General features: G+C 69.1%; 22 protein-coding genes and 2 pseudogenes. 10 read left to right on the plus strand and 14 right to left on the minus strand.

The features are described from left to right. Positions 1–15: 15 nt before the first annotated feature. The 13 genes from ABZ464_RS47495 to ABZ464_RS47555 all read right to left on the minus strand — a co-directional run bounded on the left by ABZ464_RS47495 (position 16) and on the right by ABZ464_RS47555 (position 13,498). Positions 16–669, minus strand: a complete 654-nt coding sequence (locus ABZ464_RS47495; RefSeq protein ID WP_359288323.1) for a CoA transferase subunit B — start codon at positions 667–669, stop codon at positions 16–18. After that, complete coding sequence (locus ABZ464_RS47500; RefSeq protein WP_359288325.1) at positions 669–1,424, minus strand: CoA transferase subunit A; 756 nt, start codon at positions 1,422–1,424, stop codon at positions 669–671. The genes ABZ464_RS47495 and ABZ464_RS47500 overlap by 1 nt, the downstream gene beginning before the upstream one ends. Before the next feature lie 37 nt (positions 1,425–1,461). Beyond that, entirely contained in the window at positions 1,462–2,247 is a 786-nt protein-coding gene (locus ABZ464_RS47505) for an SDR family NAD(P)-dependent oxidoreductase (protein ID WP_359288327.1), read from the minus strand. A gap of 162 nt (positions 2,248–2,409) precedes the next feature. Beyond that, entirely contained in the window at positions 2,410–3,438 is a 1,029-nt protein-coding gene (locus ABZ464_RS47510) for a 3-keto-5-aminohexanoate cleavage protein (protein WP_359288329.1), read from the minus strand. Between the two features lie 58 nt (positions 3,439–3,496). Further along, positions 3,497–4,336, minus strand: a complete 840-nt coding sequence (locus ABZ464_RS47515; protein WP_359288331.1) for an SDR family NAD(P)-dependent oxidoreductase — start codon at positions 4,334–4,336, stop codon at positions 3,497–3,499. After that, positions 4,329–5,162 carry a 5'/3'-nucleotidase SurE gene (surE, locus tag ABZ464_RS47520; protein ID WP_359288334.1) on the minus strand — a complete coding sequence of 278 codons (834 nt, stop codon included), beginning with the start codon at positions 5,160–5,162 and terminating at the stop codon, positions 4,329–4,331. The genes ABZ464_RS47515 and surE overlap by 8 nt, the downstream gene beginning before the upstream one ends. Further along, entirely contained in the window at positions 5,159–6,334 is a 1,176-nt protein-coding gene (locus tag ABZ464_RS47525; protein WP_359288336.1) for an FAD-binding oxidoreductase, read from the minus strand. Before ABZ464_RS47525 ends, surE begins: the two co-directional genes overlap by 4 nt. Continuing rightward, positions 6,331–7,131 carry an SDR family oxidoreductase gene (locus ABZ464_RS47530; protein WP_359288338.1) on the minus strand — a complete coding sequence of 267 codons (801 nt, stop codon included), beginning with the start codon at positions 7,129–7,131 and terminating at the stop codon, positions 6,331–6,333. Before ABZ464_RS47530 ends, ABZ464_RS47525 begins: the two co-directional genes overlap by 4 nt. A gap of 3 nt (positions 7,132–7,134) precedes the next feature. Next, positions 7,135–8,319, minus strand: a complete 1,185-nt coding sequence (locus ABZ464_RS47535) for a saccharopine dehydrogenase NADP-binding domain-containing protein (RefSeq protein ID WP_359288340.1) — start codon at positions 8,317–8,319, stop codon at positions 7,135–7,137. After that, complete coding sequence (locus tag ABZ464_RS47540; RefSeq protein WP_359288342.1) at positions 8,316–9,872, minus strand: class I adenylate-forming enzyme family protein; 1,557 nt, start codon at positions 9,870–9,872, stop codon at positions 8,316–8,318. The genes ABZ464_RS47535 and ABZ464_RS47540 overlap by 4 nt, the downstream gene beginning before the upstream one ends. Beyond that, positions 9,866–10,885 (minus strand): phosphotransferase, encoded by a 1,020-nt coding sequence (locus ABZ464_RS47545; protein WP_359288344.1) that lies wholly within the window; start codon positions 10,883–10,885, stop codon positions 9,866–9,868. The genes ABZ464_RS47540 and ABZ464_RS47545 overlap by 7 nt, the downstream gene beginning before the upstream one ends. Then, positions 10,882–12,324: an aldehyde dehydrogenase family protein gene (locus ABZ464_RS47550; protein WP_359288346.1), complete on the minus strand. Its 1,443-nt coding sequence runs from the start codon at positions 12,322–12,324 to the stop codon at positions 10,882–10,884. Before ABZ464_RS47550 ends, ABZ464_RS47545 begins: the two co-directional genes overlap by 4 nt. A gap of 19 nt (positions 12,325–12,343) precedes the next feature. Beyond that, complete coding sequence (locus ABZ464_RS47555; RefSeq protein ID WP_359288348.1) at positions 12,344–13,498, minus strand: saccharopine dehydrogenase NADP-binding domain-containing protein; 1,155 nt, start codon at positions 13,496–13,498, stop codon at positions 12,344–12,346. Between the two features lie 127 nt (positions 13,499–13,625). Between ABZ464_RS47555 and ABZ464_RS47560 the strand changes: the two genes are divergently transcribed. The 3 genes from ABZ464_RS47560 (at position 13,626) to ABZ464_RS47570 (ending at position 18,439) form a co-directional block, all read left to right on the plus strand. Further along, positions 13,626–14,231 (plus strand): TetR/AcrR family transcriptional regulator, encoded by a 606-nt coding sequence (locus tag ABZ464_RS47560; protein ID WP_359288350.1) that lies wholly within the window; start codon positions 13,626–13,628, stop codon positions 14,229–14,231. A gap of 248 nt (positions 14,232–14,479) precedes the next feature. Further along, entirely contained in the window at positions 14,480–15,946 is a 1,467-nt protein-coding gene (locus ABZ464_RS47565) for an APC family permease (RefSeq protein ID WP_359288352.1), read from the plus strand. Positions 15,947–16,117: 171 nt separating this feature from the next. Next, positions 16,118–18,439, plus strand: coding sequence for a SpoIIE family protein phosphatase (locus ABZ464_RS47570; RefSeq protein WP_359288365.1), 2,322 nt, complete (start codon positions 16,118–16,120; stop codon positions 18,437–18,439). A 57-nt stretch (positions 18,440–18,496) separates the two neighbouring features. On the opposite strand, the gene ABZ464_RS47575 is transcribed toward ABZ464_RS47570, so the two are convergent. Further along, positions 18,497–19,264: a hypothetical protein gene (locus tag ABZ464_RS47575; protein ID WP_359288354.1), complete on the minus strand. Its 768-nt coding sequence runs from the start codon at positions 19,262–19,264 to the stop codon at positions 18,497–18,499. 3 nt (positions 19,265–19,267) lie between these two features. On the opposite strand from ABZ464_RS47575, the gene ABZ464_RS47580 reads away from it, so the two are divergent. The 7 genes and pseudogenes from ABZ464_RS47580 to ABZ464_RS47610 all read left to right on the plus strand — a co-directional run. Next, positions 19,268–19,447, plus strand: a complete 180-nt coding sequence (locus ABZ464_RS47580; RefSeq protein WP_359288355.1) for a hypothetical protein — start codon at positions 19,268–19,270, stop codon at positions 19,445–19,447. 962 nt (positions 19,448–20,409) lie between these two features. Further along, on the plus strand, positions 20,410–21,108 hold the full coding sequence (locus ABZ464_RS47585) for an NAD(P)-binding domain-containing protein (RefSeq protein WP_359288357.1): 699 nt from the start codon (positions 20,410–20,412) through the stop codon (positions 21,106–21,108). Between the two features lie 104 nt (positions 21,109–21,212). Continuing rightward, entirely contained in the window at positions 21,213–21,806 is a 594-nt protein-coding gene (locus ABZ464_RS47590) for a TetR/AcrR family transcriptional regulator C-terminal ligand-binding domain-containing protein (RefSeq protein ID WP_359288359.1), read from the plus strand. Positions 21,807–21,869: 63 nt separating this feature from the next. Then, complete coding sequence (locus ABZ464_RS47595) at positions 21,870–22,118, plus strand: hypothetical protein (RefSeq protein WP_359288361.1); 249 nt, start codon at positions 21,870–21,872, stop codon at positions 22,116–22,118. A 103-nt stretch (positions 22,119–22,221) separates the two neighbouring features. Beyond that, positions 22,222–23,277, plus strand: a complete 1,056-nt coding sequence (locus tag ABZ464_RS47600) for an LLM class flavin-dependent oxidoreductase (RefSeq protein ID WP_359288363.1) — start codon at positions 22,222–22,224, stop codon at positions 23,275–23,277. A gap of 228 nt (positions 23,278–23,505) precedes the next feature. Then, positions 23,506–23,793: pseudogene (locus ABZ464_RS47605) on the plus strand (ATP-binding cassette domain-containing protein); the annotation flags it as partial. A gap of 1,101 nt (positions 23,794–24,894) precedes the next feature. Further along, positions 24,895–25,513 (plus strand): annotated as a pseudogene (locus tag ABZ464_RS47610) (transcriptional regulator); the annotation flags it as partial.

A 25,513-nucleotide genomic window follows, 5' to 3' on the forward strand; every position in this document is an offset into this window, starting at 1 on the left:
GTGCAACTCCTGCTCTCAGGCCGCGACTTCATCGGTGAGGGCGATGACGACGTCGGCCTCGGTGGTGCTGTGTATCTGGTCGGTGGTGATGTCCGGCGCGAGTTCGCGCAGGACGATGGCTCGGCCGGTGACGTCGAAGACGCCCAGGTCGGTAATGATGCGGTGGACGCATGCTTTCCCGGTCAGCGGTAGTGTGCAGTCGCGCACGATCTTGGGGCTGCCGTCCTTCGCGGTGTGCTCCATCAGGACGATCACTCGCCGTGCCCCGTGGACCAGGTCCATGGCGCCGCCCATGCCCTTGACCATCTTGCCGGGCACGCTCCAGTTGGCCAGGTCGCCGGCGGCGGACACCTGCATGGCACCGAGCACGGCGGTGTCGATGTGGCCGCCGCGGATCATGCCGAAGGACAGGGCCGAGTCGAAGTAGGACGCCCCCGGGAGGACGGTGACCGTCTCCTTGCCCGCGTTGATCAGGTCGGGGTCGACCTCTTCCTCCTTCGGGTAGGGGCCGGTCCCCAGGATGCCGTTCTCGGAGTGCAGGACCACGTGGACGTCCGGGGGAAGGTGACCGGGGACGAGGGTGGGCAGGCCGATGCCGAGGTTGACATAGGAGCCGTCGGTCAGTTCCGCGGCGGCTCGGGCGGCCATCTGGTCGCGGTTCCAGGGCATCAGACTCGTACCGTCCTCTTCTCGATGCGCTTGTCGTCGGCCTGCTCCGGCGTGAGGGGCACGACGTGCTGCACGAACACACCTGGCAGGTGGATCTCGTCGGGATCGAGGGTTCCGGGCTCGACCAGTTCCTCGACCTCGGCCACGGTGATGCGGCCGGCCATGGCGGCGAGCGGGTTGAAGTTGCGGGCAGAGCGGTGGAAGACCAGGTTTCCGTGCCGGTCGCCCTTCACCGCCCGTACGAGTGCGAAGTCGGTGGTGATGGCCGTCTCCAGGATGTGCTCGCGGCCGTGGAAGGTACGTCGTTCCTTGGGCGGGGAAGCGACGGCGACGTTCCCGTCCGAGTCGAAACGCCAAGGCAGGCCGCCCTCGGCCACCTGTGTGCCCACGCCTGCGGGGGTGTAGAAGGCGGGGATGCCGCAGCCACCCGCACGCAGCCGTTCGGCGAGGGTCCCCTGGGGGATGAGCTCGACCTCCAGCTCTCCGGCGAGGTACTGGCGGGCGAACTCCTTGTTCTCCCCGACGTAGCTGCCGATGACTCGCGTGATGCGGCGGGCGGCGATCAGGGTGCCGAGCCCGGCACCGTCGACGCCGCAGTTGTTCGACACGACGTGGAGTGCGGAAGCTCCTTGTTCGTACAGGGCGTTGATGAGGACGGACGGGATGCCGCACAGTCCGAATCCGCCCACGGCGAGCGAGGCTCCGTGCGGTATGCCCGCGACGGCCTCCTGCGCGCTCATGCTGACCTTGTCCAACGGTCGTCTGTCCTTTCGCTGTTTTGCTGAGCCGCCGTCAGACGGGCTCGTCGCTGCCCTCGAAGTAGCCCGCGGTGGCGCCGCCGTCGATCACGTACGTCATTCCGTTGGTGTACGAGGCTTCGGCGGACGTGAGGTGCGCTACCACCCCTGCCACCTCCTCCGGTCGCGCGAAGCGGCCGAGAGGCACGGTCGTTGCGTAGTAGCCGCGTGCCTCGGGGCCGGTCCCCGCGAAGATCTGATCGGCCATCGGCGTCTCGACGAAGCCCGGGCAGACCGCGTTGGCGCGCACGCCCTGCGGCCCGTGATCGAGGGCCAGGCAGCGGACCAGTCCCACGACGCCGTGCTTGGACGCGCAGTAGGCGGCGAAACCCTCGGCACCCTGCACGCCGGCGTCCGAGCTGATCGCGGTGAACGCGCCGCCCCCGGCCTTGATCATGTGCGGGATGGTGTGCCTGGCTGTCAGGAAGACGCCCGTAAGGTTCACCTGCAAGGTGCGCTGCCAGTCCGCGAGCGAGATGTCGGCAACCGTGCCCGTGACCGCGATTCCCGCGCACGCCACGGTCGTGGTCAGAGCACCGAGCCGGCTCACCGCCTCGGACACGGCCTGCCCGACGGCATCGTCGTCTCCGACATCGCCGTGCAGAGGTAGGGCACGGCCGCCCTCCGCTTCGATCGAGGCGGCGGTGGCCTCGACCTTGTCTTCGGCGAGGTCGAACAGCGCGACCGCCGCTCCACGGCCCGTCAGTCGGCGAGCGACCGCGGCCCCGATGCCCGAACCGGCTCCCGTGACGAAGGCGACCTCGAGTCCTGGTCCGTTCAAGTGGTCCTCCTGGCGCGCCGGGCCTGGACGGCGGAAGCCGGCGACATGGGTGGTGGTCGTGCTGTGCGCGGGATCCGTCGTGGTGGGCCGGTACGAACTCCCGCCAGGGGAAGGAGACGGGGAGCCCGTACCGGACGCCCACCTAAGAATCGTGACTGTTGATCAGGCCGCCGGCGAAGTGTCGCCGTGGCGCGCGGGAAGGCCCAGCATGGCCCGGTACTCGGCGTGCGTGGCCACGGGGCGTCCGGTCACCGCGGCGATCTGCTGACCGATCTGCAGTGCCTGCAGGTTGCTCTCGATGCGGTCGTCACGGTGCGGCCAGAGGAAGTAGGTGTCCTCCATGCCGACGCGGATGTGCAGGCCCATCAGGGCGGCGAGGGTCGCCACATGGGTGGAGGCGCGGCCGGCGGCACAGACCATGATGAAGGCGTCGGGGTCGACGTCCCTGATCGCCGACACGGTCCGCGTCAGGCTCTCGATCATCTGGCGCGGGTTCTCCATGGGGCTGCAACCCGGGAGCGCGGGGAGGACGAGCCAGGCCGCGCCCTTCTCGATGAGTCCGCTCCTGAACAGGAACCGGTCGGCGTTGGAGACGTCGGCGTCCGTGTACACCGCGATCTCGGGCTTGGCTCCGGCCTCGTTGATCAGCCGGACCTTCTCGATCATGATCGGCGCGGGCTTCACGAACAGCGAGTCACCGATGTAGGTGGCGGTGGTGTTGATCGGGGCGGCGTCGAGTACGCCGGCCTGGAGCACCTCCTTCATGAGGTCCCACTCTCCGTCGAGCGCCGGCACCAGGCAGCCGTCGACGGCGAGTTCCGGGAACTCGTCGCGGAGCGGCTTGATCACTTGGCGGAAGCGATCGGGCGACAGGACGTTGTAGCCCTCGTCGTCACGGACGTGGATGTGCACCGTGCTGGCACCCGCGCGGGCGACCTCGCGGGCCGAGTTGAGGATCGCTTCAGGCGTCAGGGGCTGGTTGGGGTTCTGGTCGTGGCGGAAGAACGCGCCGGTGATGGCGACGGAGACGACCAGCTTCTCGGGGACGTCCCAGCGGTCGGAGATCGCGGCGTCGTGGAACGCGCTGTTCTCCAGGTCCAGGACGGTCGGGATGCCGTAGGGACGCCAGATCATCTTCTCCTGTTCGCGCTGGACGCCCTTGGCGACGCGGTCCCAGTTGACGTTTGCCATGTCGGTGTTCCTTAGATGTGACTTACAGGGGGGAGACTTGTCCTGTGCGACAAGTGGTTCAGCGGGGCTGGTAGTTGGGCAGCCACCGCGGCTCGTGCGGCGTGGAGCGGTCCTGACGCATCCACGCGGGCTGTCCGTAGATGGACTGGCCGCCGTCGACGACGAGGGCGGCGCCGGTGATCCACCGGGCGTCGGGGGAGGCCAGGTACGCGACCGCGGAGGTCACGTCGTCGGGCTTGCCCAGCCGGCCCAGGGGGGTCAGTTGCAGCAGGCCCTCCGTGACGCCGGGCTCGTCGAGCATCTGCCGGGTCATGGCGGTGGCGATCGCGCCGGGCAGAACGGCGTTGACGCGGATGCGGTGCACTCCCAGCTCCGCGGACGCGGACCGTACCAGCGACAGCAGCGCGGCCTTGGTGACGTTGTACGCGCTGACGAAGTCAGTGTGGCTCAGAGCCAGGTTGGAGGAGATCACGGTGATCCAGCCGCCGGTGCGGGCGGCCGCCATGGCCCGGGCCACGCTCTGGCAGACGTGGAACGTACCGCTGAGGTTGACCTCGACGTGCCGGTCCCAGACCTTGGCCGGCATGTCGAGGAAGCTGCCGAACTTGGCATAGCCGGCGTTGGCGACCAGGCCGTCGATACGGCCGAACTCGTCGCGGACGGCTTCCACGGCCTCGTCGACCTGGGGTCGGGACGTCTGGTCCACGACGAAGGTGCGGATCCGGTCCGGGGAGTGCTCCGCGGACCAGGCGTCGGCCGCTCCCTTCAGGGCGTCCTCGGCCCGGTCGAGCGCCACGACCACGGAACCTGCTGCCAGTTGCGAGGAGACGAGTGCCGATCCGAGGTCGCCGGCGGCACCGGTGACCACGACGACGGGCCTGTCGGTGACGTCAGGCATGAGTGATCCTCAGGGCGGTGTCGATACGGGCTGCGGCCTCCTGCGTCCACTGCTCGACCTGCTCGAAGACCTCCGGCCGTCCCCACGCGTAGGAGACAGGGGTGAGGGCGACACGGCCTTCGCTCAGGGCGGCGAAGTCGGTGCCGTCCTCGTCGTGGATGGGAGGGTCCGTGTCGAGGTTGACGTGGAACGTGTAGTAGCCGTGGCCGTGCTCCGTGGTGGCCGTCTCCAGCCCGCCGCGGCGGTAGGCGCGGCGCCCCAGGCGGGTGACCGCCGTGCCGACCGTGGGCGCGGTGCCGGGTGCGTTGGCGTTGACCACGGTCCGGGGCGGCAGCGGAGTGGCCAGGGCGAGTCGGGCCAGTTCGGCGGTGACGGCGCCGGAGGTCTCCCAGTCGTACCCGGTGCGGTCGACCAGGCGGAAGCGCCGGTCGCGGGACTGCTGGGAGATCGCGATGCCCGCGATGCCGAGCAGGGCGCCCTCGACCGCGGCGCCGAAGGTGCTCGAGTACGTTGTGTCGTCGCCGAGGTTGGCACCCTCGTTGATGCCCGAGACCACTACGGCGGCCTCGTGCGCGAGGTCGGACATCAGGCCCACGCGGACGCAGTCGACGGGGGTGCCGTCGCAGGCGTAGATCGGGTTGGTGTCGTCGCCGCCGACGCGGTCGACGCGGACGGGCTTGCGGAAAGTGGCCGCGCGGGAGTTGCCGCTGCGGGGGCCATCGGGGGCCACGGTGATGACGCGCAGGCCCGCCTTCAGCATGGCGTCGCGCGCGGCGGCCAGCCCGTCGGACTGGTAGCCGTCGTCGTTGGTCAGCAGGATGGTCATGCGGGGGCGCCTTCTGTGCTGAGGGTGGGGCGGCCGGGCGCGAGTGCGGTGACGCCCGGCACGGTGGTCGGCTTGCCTTCGACGGCCCATTCCGCGGCGCTCGCACCGGCGATGGCGCCCATCGTGACGCCGACTCCGCCGAGGCCGGCGCAGGTGATGACGGTCGGGTCGCCGGGTTCCGGGCCGAGGATGAACCGGCCGTCGGGGCTCAGCGGGTACAGGCCCGTCCACCCGGGCTTGAAGCCGAGGCCCTCGACGGCGAACCGCTCGGTGAGGGCTCCGGCGACCTCGATGAGGTAGTCCTCCTCCACCTTGGAGCGGTACTTGTCGGGGTCGGCCGCAGGCAGGTCGTCAAGGACGACGTAGGTGTGCATGCCCGCGATGAGGGAGTCGGGGCCGTCCTGCCGGAAGTAGAGGGCTTCGCCTTCCTGGCCGGGCATGTACAGGTTGACCATCGGGACGACGTAGCCCAGGTCGCGGGGGAGCTGGACCTGGATGACCTCGTGGACCTGCGGGATGAGCGGGACCGGCTGCCCCAGCAGCCGGCCGACCTTGGTCGCCCAGGGGCCGGCCGCGTTGATGACGATGTCCGCGACGACCTGTTCGCGCGAGGTCGTCAGGACGTGGCGCCCGTCGGCGCTCACCTCGTGCCCGAGCAGCTTGGCCCTGCTGAGCAGTTCGGCGCCCTTGTCGCGGGCCTCGGCGAGCAGCGCCTCGCACAGCATGTGGCCGTCGAGGTGACCGTCGTTGGGGCCGAGAAGTCCACCGGCCAGGTCATCGGTGCGCAGGTCGGGCACGAGCTTCTGCAGCCCGATACGGTCGAGGAGCTGGGAGTCGTCGGCGCCGAAGCTCTTCTGGATCTCGATCACTTCGGCCAGGCGCGCCATGTCGGACTCGCGGCTGGCCACACGGACGTTGCCGATGCGGGCGAGGTGCAGGTCGCGATCGCGCTCCAGCCGGAAGAACAGCTCCCGGGCGCGGACGCGGATCTCGATGTCCAGCGGGTCGAGGGTCTGGATGTTGTACACGCCGGCGCTTCGGCCCGAGGAGCCGGAGGCGGGGTGGTCCTGCTCGATCACGACGACCCGCTCGGCGCCGAGTTCGGCGGCGCGCAGGGCAGCGCCGCAGCCGGCGGTGCCCGCGCCGATGATCGCTATGGTGGGGCCGGTCATGACTGTGCCTCTCCGCCGGTGTCCGGCAGGGTTTCCAGGATGTAGAGGTTGGCGAGGGTGCCGCCGTCGACGAGGAGGTCGACCCCGGTGATGCCCGAGGCGGCCGGGCCCGCCAGATAGCCGACCGCGTGGGCGACTTCCTCGGTGGTGATGAGCCTGCGCATCGGGACCCGGGCGAAGCTGTTCTGCATGTAGGCGAGCGTCTGCGGGCCGACGGCCTCGGCCGCCATGTCGGTGTGCACCCAGCCGGGGCTGACGGAGTTGACGCGGATTCCGGCGGGGGCGAGTTCGACCGCGGCGGACTTGGTCAGGCCGACGAGTCCGGCCTTGGCGGCGATGTAGCTCGCGAAGGGGCCGTCGGCGCCGTGGGCGTCGATCGAGCTGATGTTGACGACCGACGAGCCGGGCTTCATCACGCTGGCGGCGCGCTGGGTAAGCAGGAACGGCGCGGTGAGGTTGACGGTCAGAACCCGTTCCCACGACTCGCGCGTGATCTCGGCGAAGGCACCTTCCTCGGCGATTCCGGCGTTGTTGACGAGAATGTCGAGCCCGCCTGCCCAGGCGACGACCTCGTCGACGGCGCGGGCGATGTCGGCGTCGGCCGTCACGTCGGCGATGATCCCGAGGACATCGTGCCCGGCGGCCCTCAGTTCCTCGGTGGCCGTTTTGACGGAGTCCGTGCCGCGGCCGACGAGCGCCACGCGGGCGCCGTCCTGCGCGAGACGCCGGCTGATGGAGAGCCCGATGCCGCGGGTGCCGCCGGTGACGAGGGCCGTCCTGCCGTTGAGGTGTGCCATGAGTCAGCTCTCCGTCGCGGTGTCGAGGCGGATCAGGTCGCGGATGCGCAGGCGTTCGCCGGTCTTTCCGTCCTCGAGCCGGTACAGACCCAGTCCACCGCCACCGGTGCTGACGCGTCGCAGCGTGGTGAAGAACTCGGCCGGGGAAAGAACTTCGGGGGCGATGACGCCGACCTCGGGAACCCTGCCCTCCCGGAGCATCAGCAGCCCGGCGGCGGCCGGGATGCCGGTGGCGTCCTCCATGGGCGTCGGAGCGCCGGAGGCAAAGCGCAGACCATTGCCGCCGGTGTGCACGTCGATCTGCAGACCGCTGCCCAGCCGGGAGGTCGCCGGGCGGGTATCGCGGTAATGGGAGAACACGGCCACGGCGGCGTCGAGGGTCCCCTCGGAGACCTCGGTGCGCTGCGGGTCGACGGCGTGTGCCAGGCCCCAGGCGGTGACCATGGACTCGTACGGGGTGACCGCGCCGAAGTTCCCGCACTGTTTCACGGGCAGGAAGCGGGGAATGGTCAGCGGCTCGGGGTGGGCGAGCCGGACGACGACCTGGCTGCCGACGGTGCCGGGGAAGTCGACCCTGCGCTGCTCCAGGTCCTCCCAGGTCGACACCGGATGAGTGGTGCCGTCCGGGTCGACGAGGTTGAAGCAGTGCCAGAAGTGCCGCAACGCGGCGTTGGCGACGTCGTCCACGTCGACGGTCCAGCTGATGTCCACGTTCTCGACCGGCCCCAGGTGGTCCACGGCGGCACGGATGAGGATGTTGGTGGTGCCCGGTGAGGAGCCCATGCCGGTCAGGGCTGTCACCCCGGCCTCCTCGGCAGCGGCCCTGCGGGCCGGGTCGAGCATCGGCAGCGTCGCGTCGGCGTCGTCGCAGATGTCGAGGTAGTGGGTGCGGGTGTCGATCGCGGCGTCGAGGACGAGGGTGCCGGTGCGGTAGTAGGGGCCGGCGAAATTGGCCACGATCTCGGCGCCGGAGGTGAGTTCGCGCAGCTTGGCGGGGTCGGCGAGCGCGTCCTCCTCGATCGTGCTGATGCCGAGCGCCTGGGTGGCGGCCCTCGCCTCGGTTCGCCAGCGGAGGTCGACGGCGAGCCAGCCGCTGACGTCCGTACCGCGGGCGGCTCCGGCCAGCATGGCCTGGGCCTGGGCGCCTCCGGCGCCGATGACGACTACTTTCCAACGACGCTCGGTCACTGTTCCTCCCGGGACCCGGCTGTCACTTGTGTCATGAACTGTCTGAGAACTTCTCGGCGGTCGACTTTTCCGGAGGCCGTACGCGGCAACTCCGCGCGTACCACCCAGCGTTCGGGCATCGCGTAGTCCGGGAGCCGGCTCGCCAGATGGGCGCGGGCGGCGTCCTCGTCGAAGACGTGGCCCGGTCTGAGCAGGACGGCGGCGGCCACGCGGTACTGCAGGACGGGGTCGGGGGCGCCGAACACCGAGGACTCCGCCACCGAAGGCAGCTCGGCGATGCAAGCCTCGACGAAGGCGGGCAGTACCTTCTCCCCGCCCCGGTTGATCACGTCGTCGACCCGGCCGTCCAGCCAGAGCAGGCTCCGCTCGTCCAGGTGTCCCAGGTCGCCGGTCCGCAGCCACTCACCGGACAGCTTGGTGGCTGTCAGCTCCGGGTTGGCCCAGTAGCCGAGCATGCGGGTGGCGCCCGCCACTTGCACCTCGCCGGTGACGCCGACAGGCACCGGCCGTTCCTCCTCGTCCACGAGGCGCATGTGTACGCCCGGCGCGGGGAAGCCCACCGACTCACCGCATTCGGAGACCATTTCGGGCGGCAGCAGGGTGCACGCAGAGGTGAACTCTGTCAGCCCGTAGCCGTGGACCAGGCGCAGCTGCGGCCAGCGGGAGCGCAGTTCCGCGCTCCACGCCTCCGGCATCGGGCTGCCGCCGAACAGGACGGTCCGCGCGGTGCCGTACACGTGGTCGGCCCCGTCGGCCACCATCAGCAGCCGCAGGATGCTCGGTACGGCGGTGATGAAGGTGGTCGGCCGCTGGGCGAACTCGCCTACTGCTGCTTCCGTCTTGTAGCGGGTGAGCAGGTTGGTGCAGCCGCCCACGACCAGCATGTGGCCCAGCTGGTCGACGAAGCCGGTGTTGTGGAACAACGGGACCAGGACGGTGGTGCTGTCGTCCTGCGTCGACTCCATGTACTGGGCGAAGACAGCGGAGCCCCGTAGCAGCGCCTCATGGGTGAGCATCGCTCCCTTGGGAGCACCGGTCGTGCCCGAGGTGAAACTGATCAGCGCGGTGTCGGAGGGAACCGGCGGTTCACCGACCGGCTTGGCGGGCTGCGTCAGCGCGGCGTCGACGAAGGCCTGCGCCTCGGCGACGGAGAACACCAGGCCGTTCAACTCGGACACGAGCGAGTGGTGCTCCGCATCGTGCAGTACCAGGGCAGCGCCGAGGAGTTCGCACTGTTCCCGGAACTGGCTGGGGTTGAGCCGGTTGTTGGCCGGGGCGATGATCGCACCCGCGCGCAGGCTGGCGAGGTAGAGGATCACCCAGGCAGTGCCGTTGTGCCCCACGAGCACTACGCGGTCGCCGGGGCTGACTCCCATGGCCTGCACGGTGCCGGCGACGCGCGTCACGGCGTCATCGAGACGGGCGTAGGACCACTCCTCGGTGGCGTGCCGCAGCGCCAGGCGGTCGGGGGTCCGCTCCGCCCAGCCCCGCAGGGCCCCATCGAGGGTGGTGGCTCCGTTGGGGATGTGCCACGCAGTGTCCTGGCTCAGCACAGCGCCCCCTCCCTCACGGTTCTGGCCCGGGCGAGGTAGACCTCGAAGGCGCCGCTGTCGACGACCTGGGCCGCCTGCCGGATGTTGCGGGCGGCGTGGTCCTGGTACGACCAGCCGTCGAGTGTGGCCGTCTTGGCCTTGAGGATCGGCTCGGCCATCAGCGCCCACGCCGCCTCACGCACTCCGGCCACGAACCGCATCAGCTCCACGCGGGCCCGCTGGCCCTCGTCCGCGTCGGGGTCGTACGCCTTGAGCAGGGTGGTGGTGCGGTCGTCGTCCAGTTCGGCCTGACAGCACAGGGAGGCAAGCTCGAAAGCCGTCCAGCCGTAGCCCGCGTAGTCGAAGTCGACCAGCTGGATGCGTTCGTCGGTGACGAGGTAGTTCTGGGGAACCGAGTCGCTGTGACAGAAGCCGCGCGGCACGTCATGGGTCACGAACAGGGCCTCGACGCGCAGCAACCGCGCCAGCATCTCGTCGTAGCGGTCGGGGCGGGGCGCCTTCTCTGCGTCGGCGTGCTCGATGAAGATCCGAGCATCGTTGAAGGGCGAGAAGTCCTGGGAGGTGGTTGCGCCCGCGTTCAGTGTGCGCAGGGTCCGCGCGACTCTGGCCACGAGGGCATCGTCGGCGAGCATCGCCGCGGTCATCTGGACGCCGTCGGCGTACTCGGCGAGGAAGTCGCCGCAGGGCAGCTCCGACGCGAGGATCCGCGGCGCCAGGCCGAGGGCGGCGGCGTCCTGCTGGGCCTGGATCGACGCGGCCCGGTCCACACCCCACCTCCGGGCCTCAGGGGCGCACAGCCGCAGGGCATAGCGACGACCGCCGGCGATCAGACGCAGGTTGATGTTGCTCGCCCCGCCCTGGAGCCGTTCGATCTTGACGATGCCGTCGCCCAGGAGATCCGAAGCCTTCCGGTCGAGGAACGACACTGCTCGCTCGCGGACGTCGGACTCGATGCCGTCGGCGAAGGCGTAACGGTCGGTGGCGGAGAGGTCCGCGGCGCCCGCCGTGGTCATCGGGGGCTCCGGAGGGTGACGGCGACGTGCTTCAGCTGCATGTGGTCCTCGACGGCGTGAACCGACAGGTCGCGGCCGACGCCGGACTGCTTGTAGCCACCGAAGGGCATCTCCGCGGCCGTCGGGCCGTGGTCGTTGATCCACACCGTGCCCGCCTGGATCCGCTGGGCCGCGTCGAGCGCGCGGTCGATGTCCCGGGTCCACACGGAGGCGGCCAGGCCGTAGGCGATGTCGTTGGCCTTGGCGACGGCGTCCTCGTGCCCGTTGTGGGTGAGCACGGTGACCACCGGACCGAAGATCTCCTCCTGGACGATCTCGGAGGACTGCTCCGCGCCCACGATCACGGTCGGATCGACGTACGAGCCCGGCAGGTCCGGGGTACCGCCGCCGGCCGCGGCGCGCGCGCCGCTCGCCAGGGCTCGCTCCACGAAACCGACCACGTTCTTGCGGTGGCGCTCCGAGACGACGGGCCCCATCTCCACGGATTCGTCCACGAAGCCGTTGCCGACGTTGATGTCCTTGGCCGCCGTCGTGAGGATGTCGACGACCTCGTCACGCAGCTTCGGCGACGTGTACACACGGGTGGCCGCGGTGCAGTCCTGACCGCTGTTGCGGAACACCGCCCCACGTACGACGGCCGCGAACGCGTCCAGGTCGGCGTCGTCGTACACCAGGACGGGGGCCTTGCCACCGAGTTCGAGATGCATCTTCTTGACCGTCGGCGCGGCCAGGGCCATCAGACGGCGGCCCGTGTCGGTGCCGCCGGTCAGCGAGACCATGGCGACGTCCGGGTGGGTCGCCAGTGCCGCTCCCACGCCGGGGCCACTGCCGGTGACGACGTTCAGCACGCCCGGCGGCAGGATGTCGTTCGCGATCTCGGCGAGCAGCAGGGCAGTGAGCGAGGTGTCGAGCGCCGGCTTGAGGACGACGGTGTTGCCGCCGGCGAGCGCCGGACCGATCTTCCAGCTCGTCAGGCCCATGGGGTAGTTCCACGGGGCGATCGCCGCTACGACGCCCAGCGGTTCGCGGCGCACGATGCTGGTGATACCGGGTTTGTACTCGGCCGATGCCGCCGTGGTAAGGGTGCGGGCCGCGCCGGCGAAGAAGCGGTACTTGTCGGCAGCCGAGGCGATCTCGCCGCGCGCCGCGGCCAGCGGCTTGCCGACGTCCCGCGCTTCCAGCTCGGCGAACTCGTCGATACGGGCCTCCATCGCGTCCGCGATGGCCAGCAGGGCCGCTGCCCGGTCCTTCGGCAGCGTCGCCGCCCACTTGGGTGCGGCTTCCTTCGCCGCCTGGACGGCGGCCGCGGCACCCTCGGCGCCGACGTCCGGCACTCGGCCGATCAGCTGGCCGGTGGCGGGCTCGACCACGGAGGCCGCCTCACCCTGCGTATACGGTCGACCGCCCACGTAGGGCGTCAGGTCCGCGATGGTGGCCATGAAGAACTCCAATTCAGGATCAGGCGGAACAAGAGGAGGCGGAGTGCGCCATCCGGGCTACACCGGCAGTGAAACCACCACGTTGTGTAGCAATTTTCTCAAAAAGGGCCAATGAGTCCTTCCAGGGAAGGACCTCTACGCCCCATGCGCCGGGGGCGGCCCCGTGCTGGAGGAGAACCGTGGCCGCGACGGCGGCACCGATGCCCGTGCCACGCGCCATGACTTCGTCGTCGGTGATGGCCAGAGCGCCGAGAACCTCTTCGTCGCGCAAGGCCTGGACCAGCACGCTGGTGTGGGCCGAGCGCCGACGCTGCGGGCGCCGGTGGTAGCGGGCCCACATGAGCTTCCAGAGGAACTCGGCCGGTTCGACCTCCGTGCCGGCGATCTCGACCGGCACGTCGGAATAGCCGAAGCCGATCCGGCCGAGGGTGGAGAACGCCGAGTTCGCCCAGGCCGGCTGCAGGGCGCCCTTGCATCCGGCGTTGCGCAGCTTCCGGAAGTGCCGGGCCAGGGTCACCGGCTCGGGGTGCGCGGTGTCGTACGCCTCGATCTCCCCGAGAGGCTCGGGAAAGCGGAAGACGGCCGCGGTGTCCGGGACGAAGCCTGAAGAGTGGCCCCAGACTCCGTCCCGCAGGACGGGACAGGGGCTGACGGCCATGTGCAGCATGTGACGCAGCGGGGCCAGGCCTCCGGGGTCGCTCTCGTGCACCGCCCAGGCGACCTGGATGCCGTCGGCCTCTGGGTGCTCGTCGAGCAGACGGCAGGCCATCCAGTTCGAGACGCCGGGCGACAGGCCCGCTCCCGTCACAAGGGGAACACCGGCACTCTTGGCTTCGGCATCCAGCGCGAGGATCGCGGTGGTGCCCTCGACGTCGTCGCAGATGTCGACATACGCCGCCCGGGCCGCGACGGCCTGCCGGGCGACCCGGTCGGACCCGGTGAAGAAGGGTCCGGCGAGATTCAGCACCAGGTCCACGCCGGTCAGGTCCAGGGCGGCAGTGGCGTCTGCTGTTCGTCCCCGGATCCGGTCGGGTGCCTGCTCCACCGCCGTGGTGACGGCCCGCTCGTCACGATCGACGGCCAGGAACCGCGCGCCGGGAAGTGAGTCGAGCAGGATGGCGAGGGCGCTGCGGCCCATCTGCCCCAGGCCGACGACAGCGATGTGTTGACTCATGGCCACCTCCGCTTACGAATATTTGTTAGTCGACACCGCTAGTCTCAGGGCTGTCAAGAGTCGGCGGCCGAAGTGGCCGTATGAATGTTTGTTAGCATCGCCGAAACACAGCAGGTGGGAGGGGTTCATGTCCCTGATCGACGAGACCGCGGACACGCGGGAGCGCTTGATGCAGGCCGCGATCCAGCAGTTCGGTGCGCGAGGTTTCGGCTCGACCACGCTGCGGGACATCGCGAGGGGGGCGGGCCTCAAGGCCCCCTCCATCTACAACCACTTCTCCTCCAAGGAGGAGTTGCTGATCGCGGCGACGACATGGGGCCTGGAGGTCTTTCAACGCAGCGTCCTGGCGGGCGACGACCCGGCCGCGCCGCCGCTGCACCGGCTGGAACAGATCGTGCGGCGCCATGTGCTGTTCCAGCTCGACCATGTGGAGATCGCGCAGGCGAACGACCTGCTGCTGGAGGCGGCGGCTCTGCAGGGCATCATGCCGTCCGAAACCGTGGATGACCTGCGTAAACGTATGCGCAGGCATCTGGACCTCGTGACCGGGATTCTGGAAAACCTGCACACGGCTCGGACCGTCGCGGGCGCCCCGAACCCCCGGATCACCTCACTGGCCATCATCAGCCTCTGCGACCGAGTCGTGACCTGGTACCGCCCGCAGGGCGAGTTCTCCCACGATGAGGTCGCAAATGCCTACTGGTTCCTCGTGTGCGGCATGCTGCGCCTCTGAACGCACACCGGGGAACAGTCGCAATCGTGCGCATCACCCCTGACGGGGGACAATTGTCCAATAGGTGGTCGGGTCGCTGAAGTCCCTGGTCAGCGGGATTTTCGGTCAGGGTGGGTCGTCCTGTCCGGCAAAGTCGACGTCGCACCCTCTTGACACGGAGGCAGGCCCCCCGCTTACTGGGCCACTAACGAATATTCGTTAATTCGACGGTTGGTCGTCCTCTCCTGTCCCCCTGATGAGGTGCGCACATGAGTTCTCCCGTTACCGCCAACGACCCCGCAAGATCGCCCTCGCCGCCGCCCGAAGCGGGTCTCCAAGGCTCCCTCGGCACGGCCGACCTGGTCTTCACCGTGCTGGCCTTCAACGCACCCCTGGCCACGGCGGTCGGATTCGTGCCGGTGGTCATCGGCCTCGGCAATGAACTGGGAGCGCCGATGGCGTTCCTGGCCGCCGGCGCCATCCTCGGACTCTTCGCGGTGGGCTTCACGGCGATGGGGCGGCATCTGCCGAACCCGGGCGCGTTCTACGCGTACATCACCGCCGGACTCGGCCGCCCTGCCGGGCTGGGCGCCTCGTTCCTCGCCCTGTTCTCGTACTACTTCGTCCTCATCGGCGGATACGCCTTCGGCGGCATCTCTCTGCAAAGTCTCGTGCGGGACACCTTCAACGGGCCCGACGTCGCCTGGTGGATCTGGGTGCTGGTGCTACAGGCCGGGGCCGGCGTGCTCGGCTACCTCAAGATCGATCTGTCGGCCCGCGTGTTGACTGTTCTTCTGGGCCTCGAAGTCCTGATGGTGCTGGTTTACGACGCGGCGGTCGTGTTCACCGGCGGCCCGCAGGGCACCTCGTTCGAGTCCTTCACCCCGTCGGCCGTCACGTCCGGCTCGGTCGGGCTCGCCCTCCTGTTCGGCATCACCTGCTTCTCGGGCTTCGAGGCAACCGCGATCTTCCGTGAGGAGGTCCGGTCCCCCGAACGCACCATCCCGCGGGCCACGTACATCGCCATCGGCTTCATGGCGACCCTGTACGCGCTGGGCGCCTGGGTGATGATCCAGGCGTACGGCCCCGACCACGTGGTGCAGGCGACTGCCGCGGACCCGACCGGCTCCTTCAACCACAGCCTGCAGCTCTTCGTCGGCAAGGCAGCCGTGGACATCGTCAGCGTCCTGCTCTGCACGAGCATCTTCGCGGCCAACCTGTCCACCCACAACGTGACCACGCGCTACCTGTACAACCTCAGCGTGGACGGCATCTTCCCCCGAGTCCTCAGTGGTGTGCACGGGCGCCACGGCTCGCCGTACCGAGCCTCGTTCACCACCAGCGTGCTGGCCCTGATCGGCATTGTCTCCCTGGCCGTGGCCGGGGTCGCACCGGCCACTTTGTACGCCACGCTCATCGGCATCGGAGGCTACGCGCTGATCGTCCTTGTGCTGGCCACCGCCGTCGCCGTGCTCGTCTATCTGAACCGGCACCGGGAGATCGGCCTGGGCGTCTGGCACAGCAAGGTCGCGCCGGTCCTCGCCATCGCGGGCCTCGTCCTGGCGACCGTCCTTGCCACACAGAACCTCGACGTGCTGATCGGCGGTTCGAGGACGAGCGCGAACATCCTGCTCGCCGTCGCCTACGGGCTCGCGGCACTCGGCTTCGTGCTGGCCCTCGTGTACCGGCGGACCAAGCCGGACGTGTACGCCCGGATCGGGCGCCAGGATCTGTGACGGACTTACCGCCGGGCCGGCCCGGCGTCCCGGCAGGCGAGCCCGGCCCTCCTACTGAAAGGGTCGGGCTCGCCCCCGGTCGGTCACACCGCGCCCGTCGTAACCTGCGGCGCTATGCTTTCCGCGTCGGACACTCCTTGGGCAGTCCCTATGACGACGATGCAGCCGCAGATGGAGACCGGTCAGGTATCCCCCTTTGACACGACGACCGCAGCGACCATCGTGATCGATCCACAGGGGCTGGTGATCGGTTGGAACCGCGCGGCCGAAACACTCTTCGGCCCCGCTGCCGGAGACGTCCTCGGGCGGCCGATCGACGAGATCCTGCACGATGCCACAGGACGGCGGTCGGCTTCACTTCTCGGAGCCGACCTGCCCCGCTGCCCGTGGTCAGAGATCCGAAAGGTCCGCCGCCCGGACGGCACGCCGGTCACTGTCGTTCTCCAGTTCAGTACTTTCGACCATCAGGCCGGCGGAGCGGCATGTGTGATCGTGGCAGCCACGGCCAGCCAGACGCAGAAGTGGATGACCGACCAGTCCATGCTCCAGGGGCTGTCCACCCAGTCGCCCATCGCCCTCACCGTCTACGGACCGGACCTGCGTGTCCGTTGGATCAACGACGTGCTCCAGGAGCAGATGGGCCTGACCCGCAGCGAGTGCATCGGCCGATACAACACCGAACTCCTCCCACAGGGCATGATCCTCTCACCGGAGTACACCGGCGTCCTCGAAGACGTCATCGCCGAGGTTCGTGACACCGGGGAACCCGTCTTCGACCTGCTCTACAACAGTCCCACCCCGGCCGACCTCAACCACCAGCGCATCTGGTCCTGTTCGTACTTCGGGCTGGCGGACACGGACGGGAGCACTCTCGGAGTGTGCGAGTCCGCCTTCGACATCACGAACCGCTATGAGGCGCGCCTGCGCGTCGAGCTTCTCGGTCGTGCCAGCAGGATCGGCACCAGTCTCGATGTCGTGCGCACGGCGCAGGATGTGGCGTCGGTGGCCGTGCCCGACTTCGCGGACCGCGCTGAAGTGGACCTCGCGGAACTCGTCATCGCCGGCGACCAGCCTTCCCCCGCCCACGACAGGAGCGGTACGTCGCTACGGCGGGTCGCGGAGCGCAGCGCACAGTCGCCCCCCGACGCCTTGCCGAGACTGGGGCTGCTCGTCTCCGCCGAGACCGACGGACCGCGTCGCATGGTCCTGCCCCTCGCCGCCCGTGACGCCGTCCTCGGCTCGGTGACCTTCGTCCGCACAGTGCCGCGGCACCCCTTCACGGCTCAGGACGTCACGCTGGCACAGGAGTTGGTGTCCCGCGCAGCCGTGTGCATCGACAACGCATGCCGCTACACACGCGAGCACACGACCGCGCTCACCCTGCAACGCAGTCTGTTGCCCCAGGTCGTGCCGCAACCCACGGCCGTCGAGGTGGCCCACAGGTATGTGCCCACGGCCGGTCCGCTCGGTGTCGGAGGCGACTGGTACGACGTCATCCCTCTCTCCGGGGCGCGGGTGGGCCTCGTAGTGGGGGACGTGGTGGGCCACGGCCTCAACGCCGCGGCCACCATGGGGCGTCTGCGTACCACCGTCCGCGCCCTTGCTGCACTGGACCTGGCCCCCGACGAACTCCTCGCCAGGCTCGACGACCTGGTCGGGCAGGCCCGGGTGGGCATCCACCGAGCGAACAGCGATGCTCCGGAGGACCAGGCGCTCGGTACAACCTGTCTCTACGCCGTCTACGACTCCGTCACCGGCACCTGTACCGTCGCGAGCGCCGGCCACCCGGCGCCCGTCGTCACCATGCCTGGGCACCCGCCGGAACCGCTGGATATGTCGGCAGGGCCACCACTCGGGATCGGAGGTCTGCCCTTCGAGTGTGCCGAGATCCACCTTCCTGAAGGGAGCGTGCTGGCGCTCTACACCGATGGACTGATCGCGTCCCGGCTCGAGGGAATGGACAGCGGCATGGCGAGTCTGCGCCAGGCCCTCGTCGACCCCGCACAGGACCTCGACGTCCTGTGCGACACGATCACGGCGCCGGTCTCCGACGGGTCGGCCGAGGACGATGTGACGCTGCTCCTCGTGCGCGTACAGACACTGCCCGGCGAGAACACCGCGAGTTGGCGAGTCACCCGTGACCCTTCAGCCGTCGCGGGCGCACGGGAAAGCGCCCGGGGCCAACTGGCGCAGTGGGGACTGAAGGAGTTGGCCTTCGTCACCGAACTGGTGGTCAGCGAGTTGGTGACGAACGCGATCCGCTACGGCAGCGACCCGGTCACTCTCCGGATGCTTCGCGATCAGAACAGAACCCTGATCTGCGAAGTCAGCGACGGAGCGCATACCTCTCCGTATCTTCGGCGCGCGGCCAACGACGACGAAGGCGGCCGCGGACTGTTCCTGGTGGCCCAGTGCACGGATCGTTGGGGCACGCGCTACACCCGTGAAGGCAAGACGATCTGGGCGGAAGTCACCCTCGCCCTGTCCGGCTGAACGGTGTCGCGGCAGGGCGGGCGGGACAACGAGAGCGTCCATGCGCCCTCGGGGTGCTCACCGTGTGGCCCGGACGGCCTGGTTCTGCGCCGACAGGAACGCCGACACGGGATCCGCGCCCCCTCGGTTCCACGGGAAGGCAGTGACCTTGCCACCCACCGCCGCGAACACGTCCGCCGCCGAGGCATGCTTCCGGGCTTCACTCAGCGCGTGGACGAGCAGGTTGAGGTCGGCGAGCCGAGCCGCATGTGTCAGGTGGCCGGGGCGCAGCCAGGTGGCGGTCGCCTCATCGAGGATGTGGGCGGCCTCACCGTGTTCCCAGAGGTGCACGGCGGTGAGAGCGCCCACGCCTCCCTGGCCCAGCGCCGCGCGATACCGCTCGACCAGGGACCAGAGGGGCATCGCCGCCGTGGGAGCGGACGCGGGCGCGACCGCGCGCACGTCGTCGACGAAGTCCAGCAACTGTCCACGCGTACCGCACTCCTGCGGGGACAGGTAACCGAACATCTGCAGGTGGGCCTCGCGGTTCCACGGATCGCGTGCCGTGATCTCGTCCCAAAGCGTGAACACTTCGTCGTTGGGGCGACGCCGTTGCCTCAGCAGGCCGAGCTGCACGATCCAGGGATTAGGGTCGGTGGGTCGTAGCCGAGAGGCCTCGCTGGAAGCGTACCAGGCCAACTGGAACTCGTCCGACGGCGGAGGCGTGTGGCGGCCACGGGCCATGACGCCCCAGGCGAAGAGCGTCAGCGCGTCCGGATGATCCGGCCGCCGCTCCATCCACAGACGTTGCACACCCGGCAGGGACACCTCGGCCAGTACGGCCAACCGGTGACAGCGGCGGTCCCAGTCCCCGCCGGTGCTGTCAAGCAGCTTCTCGATGACCGCGACGGCGAGAGCGCGAGGGTTGCCGACGCCTCGCTCGGCGAGACGCCGGCACACATGGCCGAGCTCGGTGTCGTCGAGCTCAGGGGTGAGACGTGGAGTCGCTTTGCGACGACCGAGCAATGACATGGGGAGCAGGCTAATACTCGTTAGTTGCATCGGCCATGCCCGCCCGAGGTCGGATGCCGAACCGATACCCCTTCGACGTTGTCGTGCGGAGCGAACCCCACGACGAGAGCGACCGGTGCGCACGCGGTGGGCGGACCGACGGCAAGGGGTTAGAGGCCTTGACCGTGCAGGAAAGCGTCGCGCCGATACAGAGGTTGCCGTGGTTTCAGGAGATCGTGTGGGCAGGCTTCAGCTTGATCCTGGGGGCTCAGGCGGGAATTCGGTTCGTCGGTGAGGCGGCTGACGGTGTGGAGGGTCGGCTCCGGCCTCAAGCAGTCCTGGTCCGGGCGTCCGACGGACGACGCAGCGCCACTATGGCCTTGATCGGTCTGCTCGCTCACCTGATAGTTGCAGTGGGCGTGCCCACCGCAATCGCGGCCGAGCGTACGTCCTTCGTGGTGGACCCGAGCAGTCTTCGGCTGCGCTACGCACGAGGTGACTGCGCGCTTCGGCAACGACGGGATCGCCTACCCGCCCGTCCCTCTACTCCTATGTCGACGGTGTGAAGAGTGAGCCGCTGGTGGTGGGCGGCGAGCCGTTCGGGTTCCTGCTGGGGACGACCGCGAGTGAGTCGATCCGCCGGGCGGTGACAGCTCACGGGGCCGCGAGCTAGCACGGATCTGGCCGGCATGCATCCACGACAGGAAGCAAACGCCGACCCGCGCGACGCCGACTGCCGCCTGTTCTGCCTGCCTCGTGTCGGAGCTGCCTGGCCGACCGCCCGACAGCATCACCTGCCCCGGCATCACCGCCGGGGCGCCAAATCGCTTCGGCCCTGACGGCGCGCCGCTGCCGACGTGGCTGCGTGTCAAGCACTCTGCGGCAGCCACTTGCAATACCGAACCGCTCGGTTTAGATTCTCCGACATGTCCTGCGGGCGCAGCAATGCGCTCGCTTCGTGATGGGAAGGATCCCCAGTCATGCGTTACGCAGTTCTCGGCACCGGCGTCGTCGGTCGGACGATCGCCGACAAGGTCGCGTCTCTCGGCCATGAGGTGGTCGTCGGTACGAGCGACCCGCAAGCCACCCTCGCCCGCACCGAGCCCGACGGCTACGGCAACCCGCCGTTCTCCGATTGGCAGGCCCAGCACGCCGATGTCCGCCTGCTCGCTTTCGCCGAGGCGGCGGCTTTCGCGGAGACGATGATCAACTGCACGGCCGGTTCCGGCAGTCTGGAGGCGCTGCGGGCCGCCGGTGCCGCCAACCTGGCGGGCAAGGTGCTCATCGACATCGCCAACCCCCTGGACTTCTCCCAGGGCATGCCTCCGTCGCTTGATCCCGTCAACACCGACAGCCTCGGCGAGAAGATCCAGCGCAGCTTCCCCGACGCGAAGGTCGTCAAGACCCTCAACACCATGAACGCCCAGGTCATGGTCGATCCCGCGCGGGTGCCGGGCGAGCACACGGTATTCGTCTCGGGTGACGACGCCGAAGCCAAGAAGGCTGTCAGTGAACTCCTGGCCTCCTTCGGCTGGCCGGCCGCAGACATACTCGACCTGGGCGACATCACCACCGCTCGCGGCGCCGAGATGCTGATGCCCATCTGGCTGCGCCTGTGGGGCGCTCTCGGGCACGGTGACTTCAACTTCCACATTGTGAAAGCCCACCCGGACGCGTGAGCCCGGGACGGTACGCCGAGGCCAGCGAAGGCGATCAATCCGTCAGTGCGATACCCAGAAGGCATACCGAACCGCTCGGTGTGGATATCGCCTATCCTGCGGGGGTGAGTGAGACGGAGATCAGAAGCACGGGCCGACCGCGGTCGGCAGAGAAGGATGCGGCGATCCTTCAGGCCGCCTTGGAGCTGCTGGCTTCCCATGGATACACCCGGATGAGCCTGGCCCAGGTCGCCGCCGCCGCGCAGGTCAGCAAGTCCACCATTCACCTTCGCTGGAAGACCAAGGCGGATTTGGTGACAGCCGCCCTCGGGGCCGCGCGCATGGTCGGTGCGCCAGCCACATCGGGGGAGGTGCGCGGCGATCTGGTGGCGATCCTCGAGCACTTCGCGGAGACGGTGGCACGAGTACGGGGCATGCCCCTGATCGGCACCTGCCTTGCCGAAGAGGCGCATACCCCGGAACTGCTGGATCTGCTGCGCGAACGCACCGTACTGCCTCGACGCGAGCTGTTGCGCGACGTGCTTGAGCGGGCACAGGATCGCGGCGAGGTCCGTGTCGACGTCGACCTCGAGGCTGTGGTCTCCGCTCTGCTCGGGACCTTCTACGCCGATTACATGGCGGGCCGCGGGGGCCATCAGGGTTGGGCGGAGAATGCCGTGGACCTCGTCCTCTCGGGCTTGCGCCCAGCACGCGGCTGAGGTCGCCGCCAGTTCCCACTCTGCTGGCCCCCGCCTGCGCGGAGGCGAGGGGGAGGCGATCGAGTGAGCCACCTCCTCGGCCGTCACCAGCCGCCCCAACAGCTGTGCGCGCAGGGCCTCGGCTGCCGACACCGGGTCCTCCGCGTCATCGAGCAGACGGCTCGCGCCTACCTGAACAATCCCGACCTGGTCGAACGACTCCGTCGAGGGCTGCCACTGCGCCGCGACGACCCCGCCGCCTGGTACGAGGGCGGCGATGCCGGCTACATCGACGTGCTCGACGACCGGCTGGTCCTGCACCAGCTCAGCTGAACCATGGTCGGGCGGCCTCTGCGTGCAGTCCGCCCGGCCTTACCGCAACCACCACTCGCCGGCACGTTCCCGTGCCCGCGAGAGCGACTACCGAAGGACAACGATGAGAATCTCCATCGTGGAACAAGCCACCGTACCCGCGGGCCGCACCGCCTTCGACGCGTTCGAGGAGGTGCTGACCACCGCCCGGCACGCTGAGGCACACGGCTTCCATCGGATGTGGCTCGCCGAGCACCATGCCGTCGACTCGGTGGCCTCTCACGCCCCGGAGGTGCTGATGGGCGTGGTTGCACGGGAGACCGAACGGCTCCGGATCGGATCGGGAGCCATCCTGCTCAACCACTACAGCTCGCTGAAGGTTGCGGAGCTGTTCCTCCAGCTCGAGGTCCTTGCTCCCGGCCGCTTCGACATGGGCCTGGGACGCGCAACCGCCGGTCCCGTCGTGGACGCCGCACTGCGACGAGACCGGGGGGCGCACCCGACCGACGACTTCGCCGAGCAAGTCCAGGAAGTCCTGGCTTTTCTGCACCGCCAGTTCCCCGACCGGCACCCGTTCAGCCAGATCCGGATGATGCCCACCGTCACCGCGCGGCCCGACCCCTGGCTCCTCGGCTCCTCGGGCAGCAGCGCGGAGTTGGCCGGCACGCTCGGCCTCGGGTACTCCTTCGCCGGGTTCATCAACCCGAACGGTGCCGTGCGCGCGCTGCGGAACTACCGGCGCACGTTCGTGCCGACCCTGTTCGGGCCCGAGACCCCACAGGCGATGCTCGGTGTCACTGTCTTCGCGGCCGACACCGACGAGGAGGCCCTGCGGATGACCTGGCCGCAGCGGGCGATCTTCGCCAACCTCGGCCGTACCGGCACGTCGGTCGTTGTGCCGAGCATCGATGACGCAGCCCGCATGCTCACCCGGTCGCAACGCGAAGAGCCCGCCCGCATCGTCGACGGCCGCTACCCGGCGCAGGTGGCAGGACGGCCCGAGACCGTCCGTGACCAACTGCTCCAGATGGTCGAGGAGACCGGCGCGACCGAGCTCATCGTGCAGAGCATCAGCCCCGACCAGGAAGCGCGTCGGCACTCACACGCACTCGTGGCCGAGGCCCTCGGCGTCCGGCCCCAGACGTCTGTACCAGCCTTGAGCACAGGTGGAGCAGCCTGATCCGATTGCTTCGCGTTCGCGGCCGGCCCAGCTTGCGGGCCGGTGTGGTGGCGGCCGCGTCATGCCAACGCTGCAAGGCGACAGCATCAGGGCCATGAGGTTCCTCCGGCTCCTCGGTACTGAGACCGTCCCCGTCGCGCATCACCCCAGGCAGCGCGCACGGTCAGAACGAGGCCCCAGAGGGCTGCCCGCACGTCTCGCCTAAGGCCAGAAGCACGCACGAAGGGCATGAACGCCCTCGATTCGACCTGCACCCCCGACAGACGCCCCCACGAGGTCAGCGACGGCCAACTCCAACGCGCCTGCCTCGCCCGCGCCCTCGTCCTGCGTCCGCGTTGGCTGATCTGCGACGAGATGACCGCGATGCTCGACGCGTCGACAACTGCCGCACTGGTCAGAGCAGTCGAGGACTACCGACGGTCGACCGGCGCGGGCCTGCTCGCCGTAGGGCATGACCACACCCTCCTCAACCGCTGGTGCGACCGCACCAGCCACTGGGAGACAGTCCGAGGCTGACATGCGCCGCCGGGGCCAACCCGACCTCAGCCGCACCCCCACCGCCTGCGCTGTTGAGCCTCCCCAGGTCGGCCCAGCCTTGGACGCCACGCTGTTGCCGACCGCACTCGCACAGCCCGGACACCGACACCGTCCAGGCTGCCCGGATGCGGCACCTCCCAGACCCTCTGGAGGGCCTCTCCTCAAGGCCGGAGTCCACTCGGACACCGTGCAGGACCCCGTACCCACCGTCGTCGCCTCTGATCACCCAGCTGACCTGCAGCAATCCACTGCTTGCGACGAAAGGAAGGTGAATTCGACCCGGATTCGCCCCCGCCCCTTCCCCACGCAGGCATCGACCGGCTTTGATCTGCAGCGATACAACTTGTGCTGCTGTACCGGCCGTATGCCGCCTGGGAATCGCCAGAGGCGCATCACAAAAGCAACAATAAGGATATGTCTCGCAATTGAATGGTCGGGGATCAACACCGACCGACACCGCAGGCGCACGACCTGATGGCTATCCCGTTGTCGGCGGGCAGCGGAACGACGCCTCACATCACTGCTCTCACCTGGGACTTTCCAAGCACTCTTCCGTGACACGGAAGCCGTATTGCGCCCCCGCACAACCCTTCCCGACGATGTCGCCACGACCCAACGACGGGAGCCGAACACCATGCCGCACACGACCGCCTTCGCCAGGAACCAGTGGTACAGCTAGCGCATCTTTCTGACCTGCGCTTATGCGAGGCGATGAGGCTGTGACCTGCTAGGACGGGTTGCAGAGGCGTTCGGAGGCAGTCAGAGGAAACCGCTCTGATTCGACCCCGGTTCGACCCGGGTCACTCGGAGGCAGTCAGAGGCATCAGCCCCTGGAACTGGCCTTTGAGGGACCTGAGTTGGCCGGTGTGGATCACGGGTGAGCGACTTCGGCGGCGCTCTGTATCGACCTCGGTCGAGCTGCGATGGGGACGCCTGCCTCCGCTCGGGGCCGGGCTTGCGAGGGCCTCCAGGACGGCCATCCTGGGGACCTTGCCGGCGCCGACGGAGGTCGGTTCCGGATGCCGCCCGTGGTTTTAGCGGGCCTGGGTGGCGTCCACGTCTTTGCGAGACGACCCCACCGTGCCAGAAAGCACCCACCAGCCACTCCCCCAACCACACGTCACCCATCTCCGCGGCCCGCTGGGCCTGTCCCGACTGCCGTCAGCTGCGGCCGATCTGATCCTGCTCGGCGACCTCACCGGCCGCTACGCCACCGGCAGTTACAGCCGACTCGCCTCTGACAGGCGGACCGTGGTCCTGCGCGGGGACCGCCAGGGCGCGGCCGAGCACGGTCACCGGATCACCGCGGCCATCGCCTGCCACGTCGCCCGCGCCGGCGGCAGCGCCGACCAGCTCACGCAACTCCTGCTGCACCCCGAGCACGAAGGCGGACAGCACACCCGTAGCATCGCGCTGCGGTCCGGGCAGAGCAGCGCCCTGGACTACATCCGCCGGGTCTGGGCCAACGCCTCAGCCGCGGTCGGAACGACCTTGGCACTGGGTTCCCGGCACGACGCATTCGAGGTGCTCGCCGCGCTGCGGGACCGCGTCGAGACCACGCCCTGGCGCGGGGAACGGGGACGGACCGCGCTACGGGTGCTACGCGCGCATCTGAACTTCGCCGAGATCGCCGGCGGCCCTCTGCACCACGCGAGCGAGCGCCAGACCGCCGAAGAGGCGGGCATCTCCCGCACGACAC

The sequence above is a fragment of the Streptomyces sp. NPDC005820 genome, assembly GCF_040630255.1.
Taxonomy (GTDB): domain Bacteria; phylum Actinomycetota; class Actinomycetes; order Streptomycetales; family Streptomycetaceae; genus Streptomyces.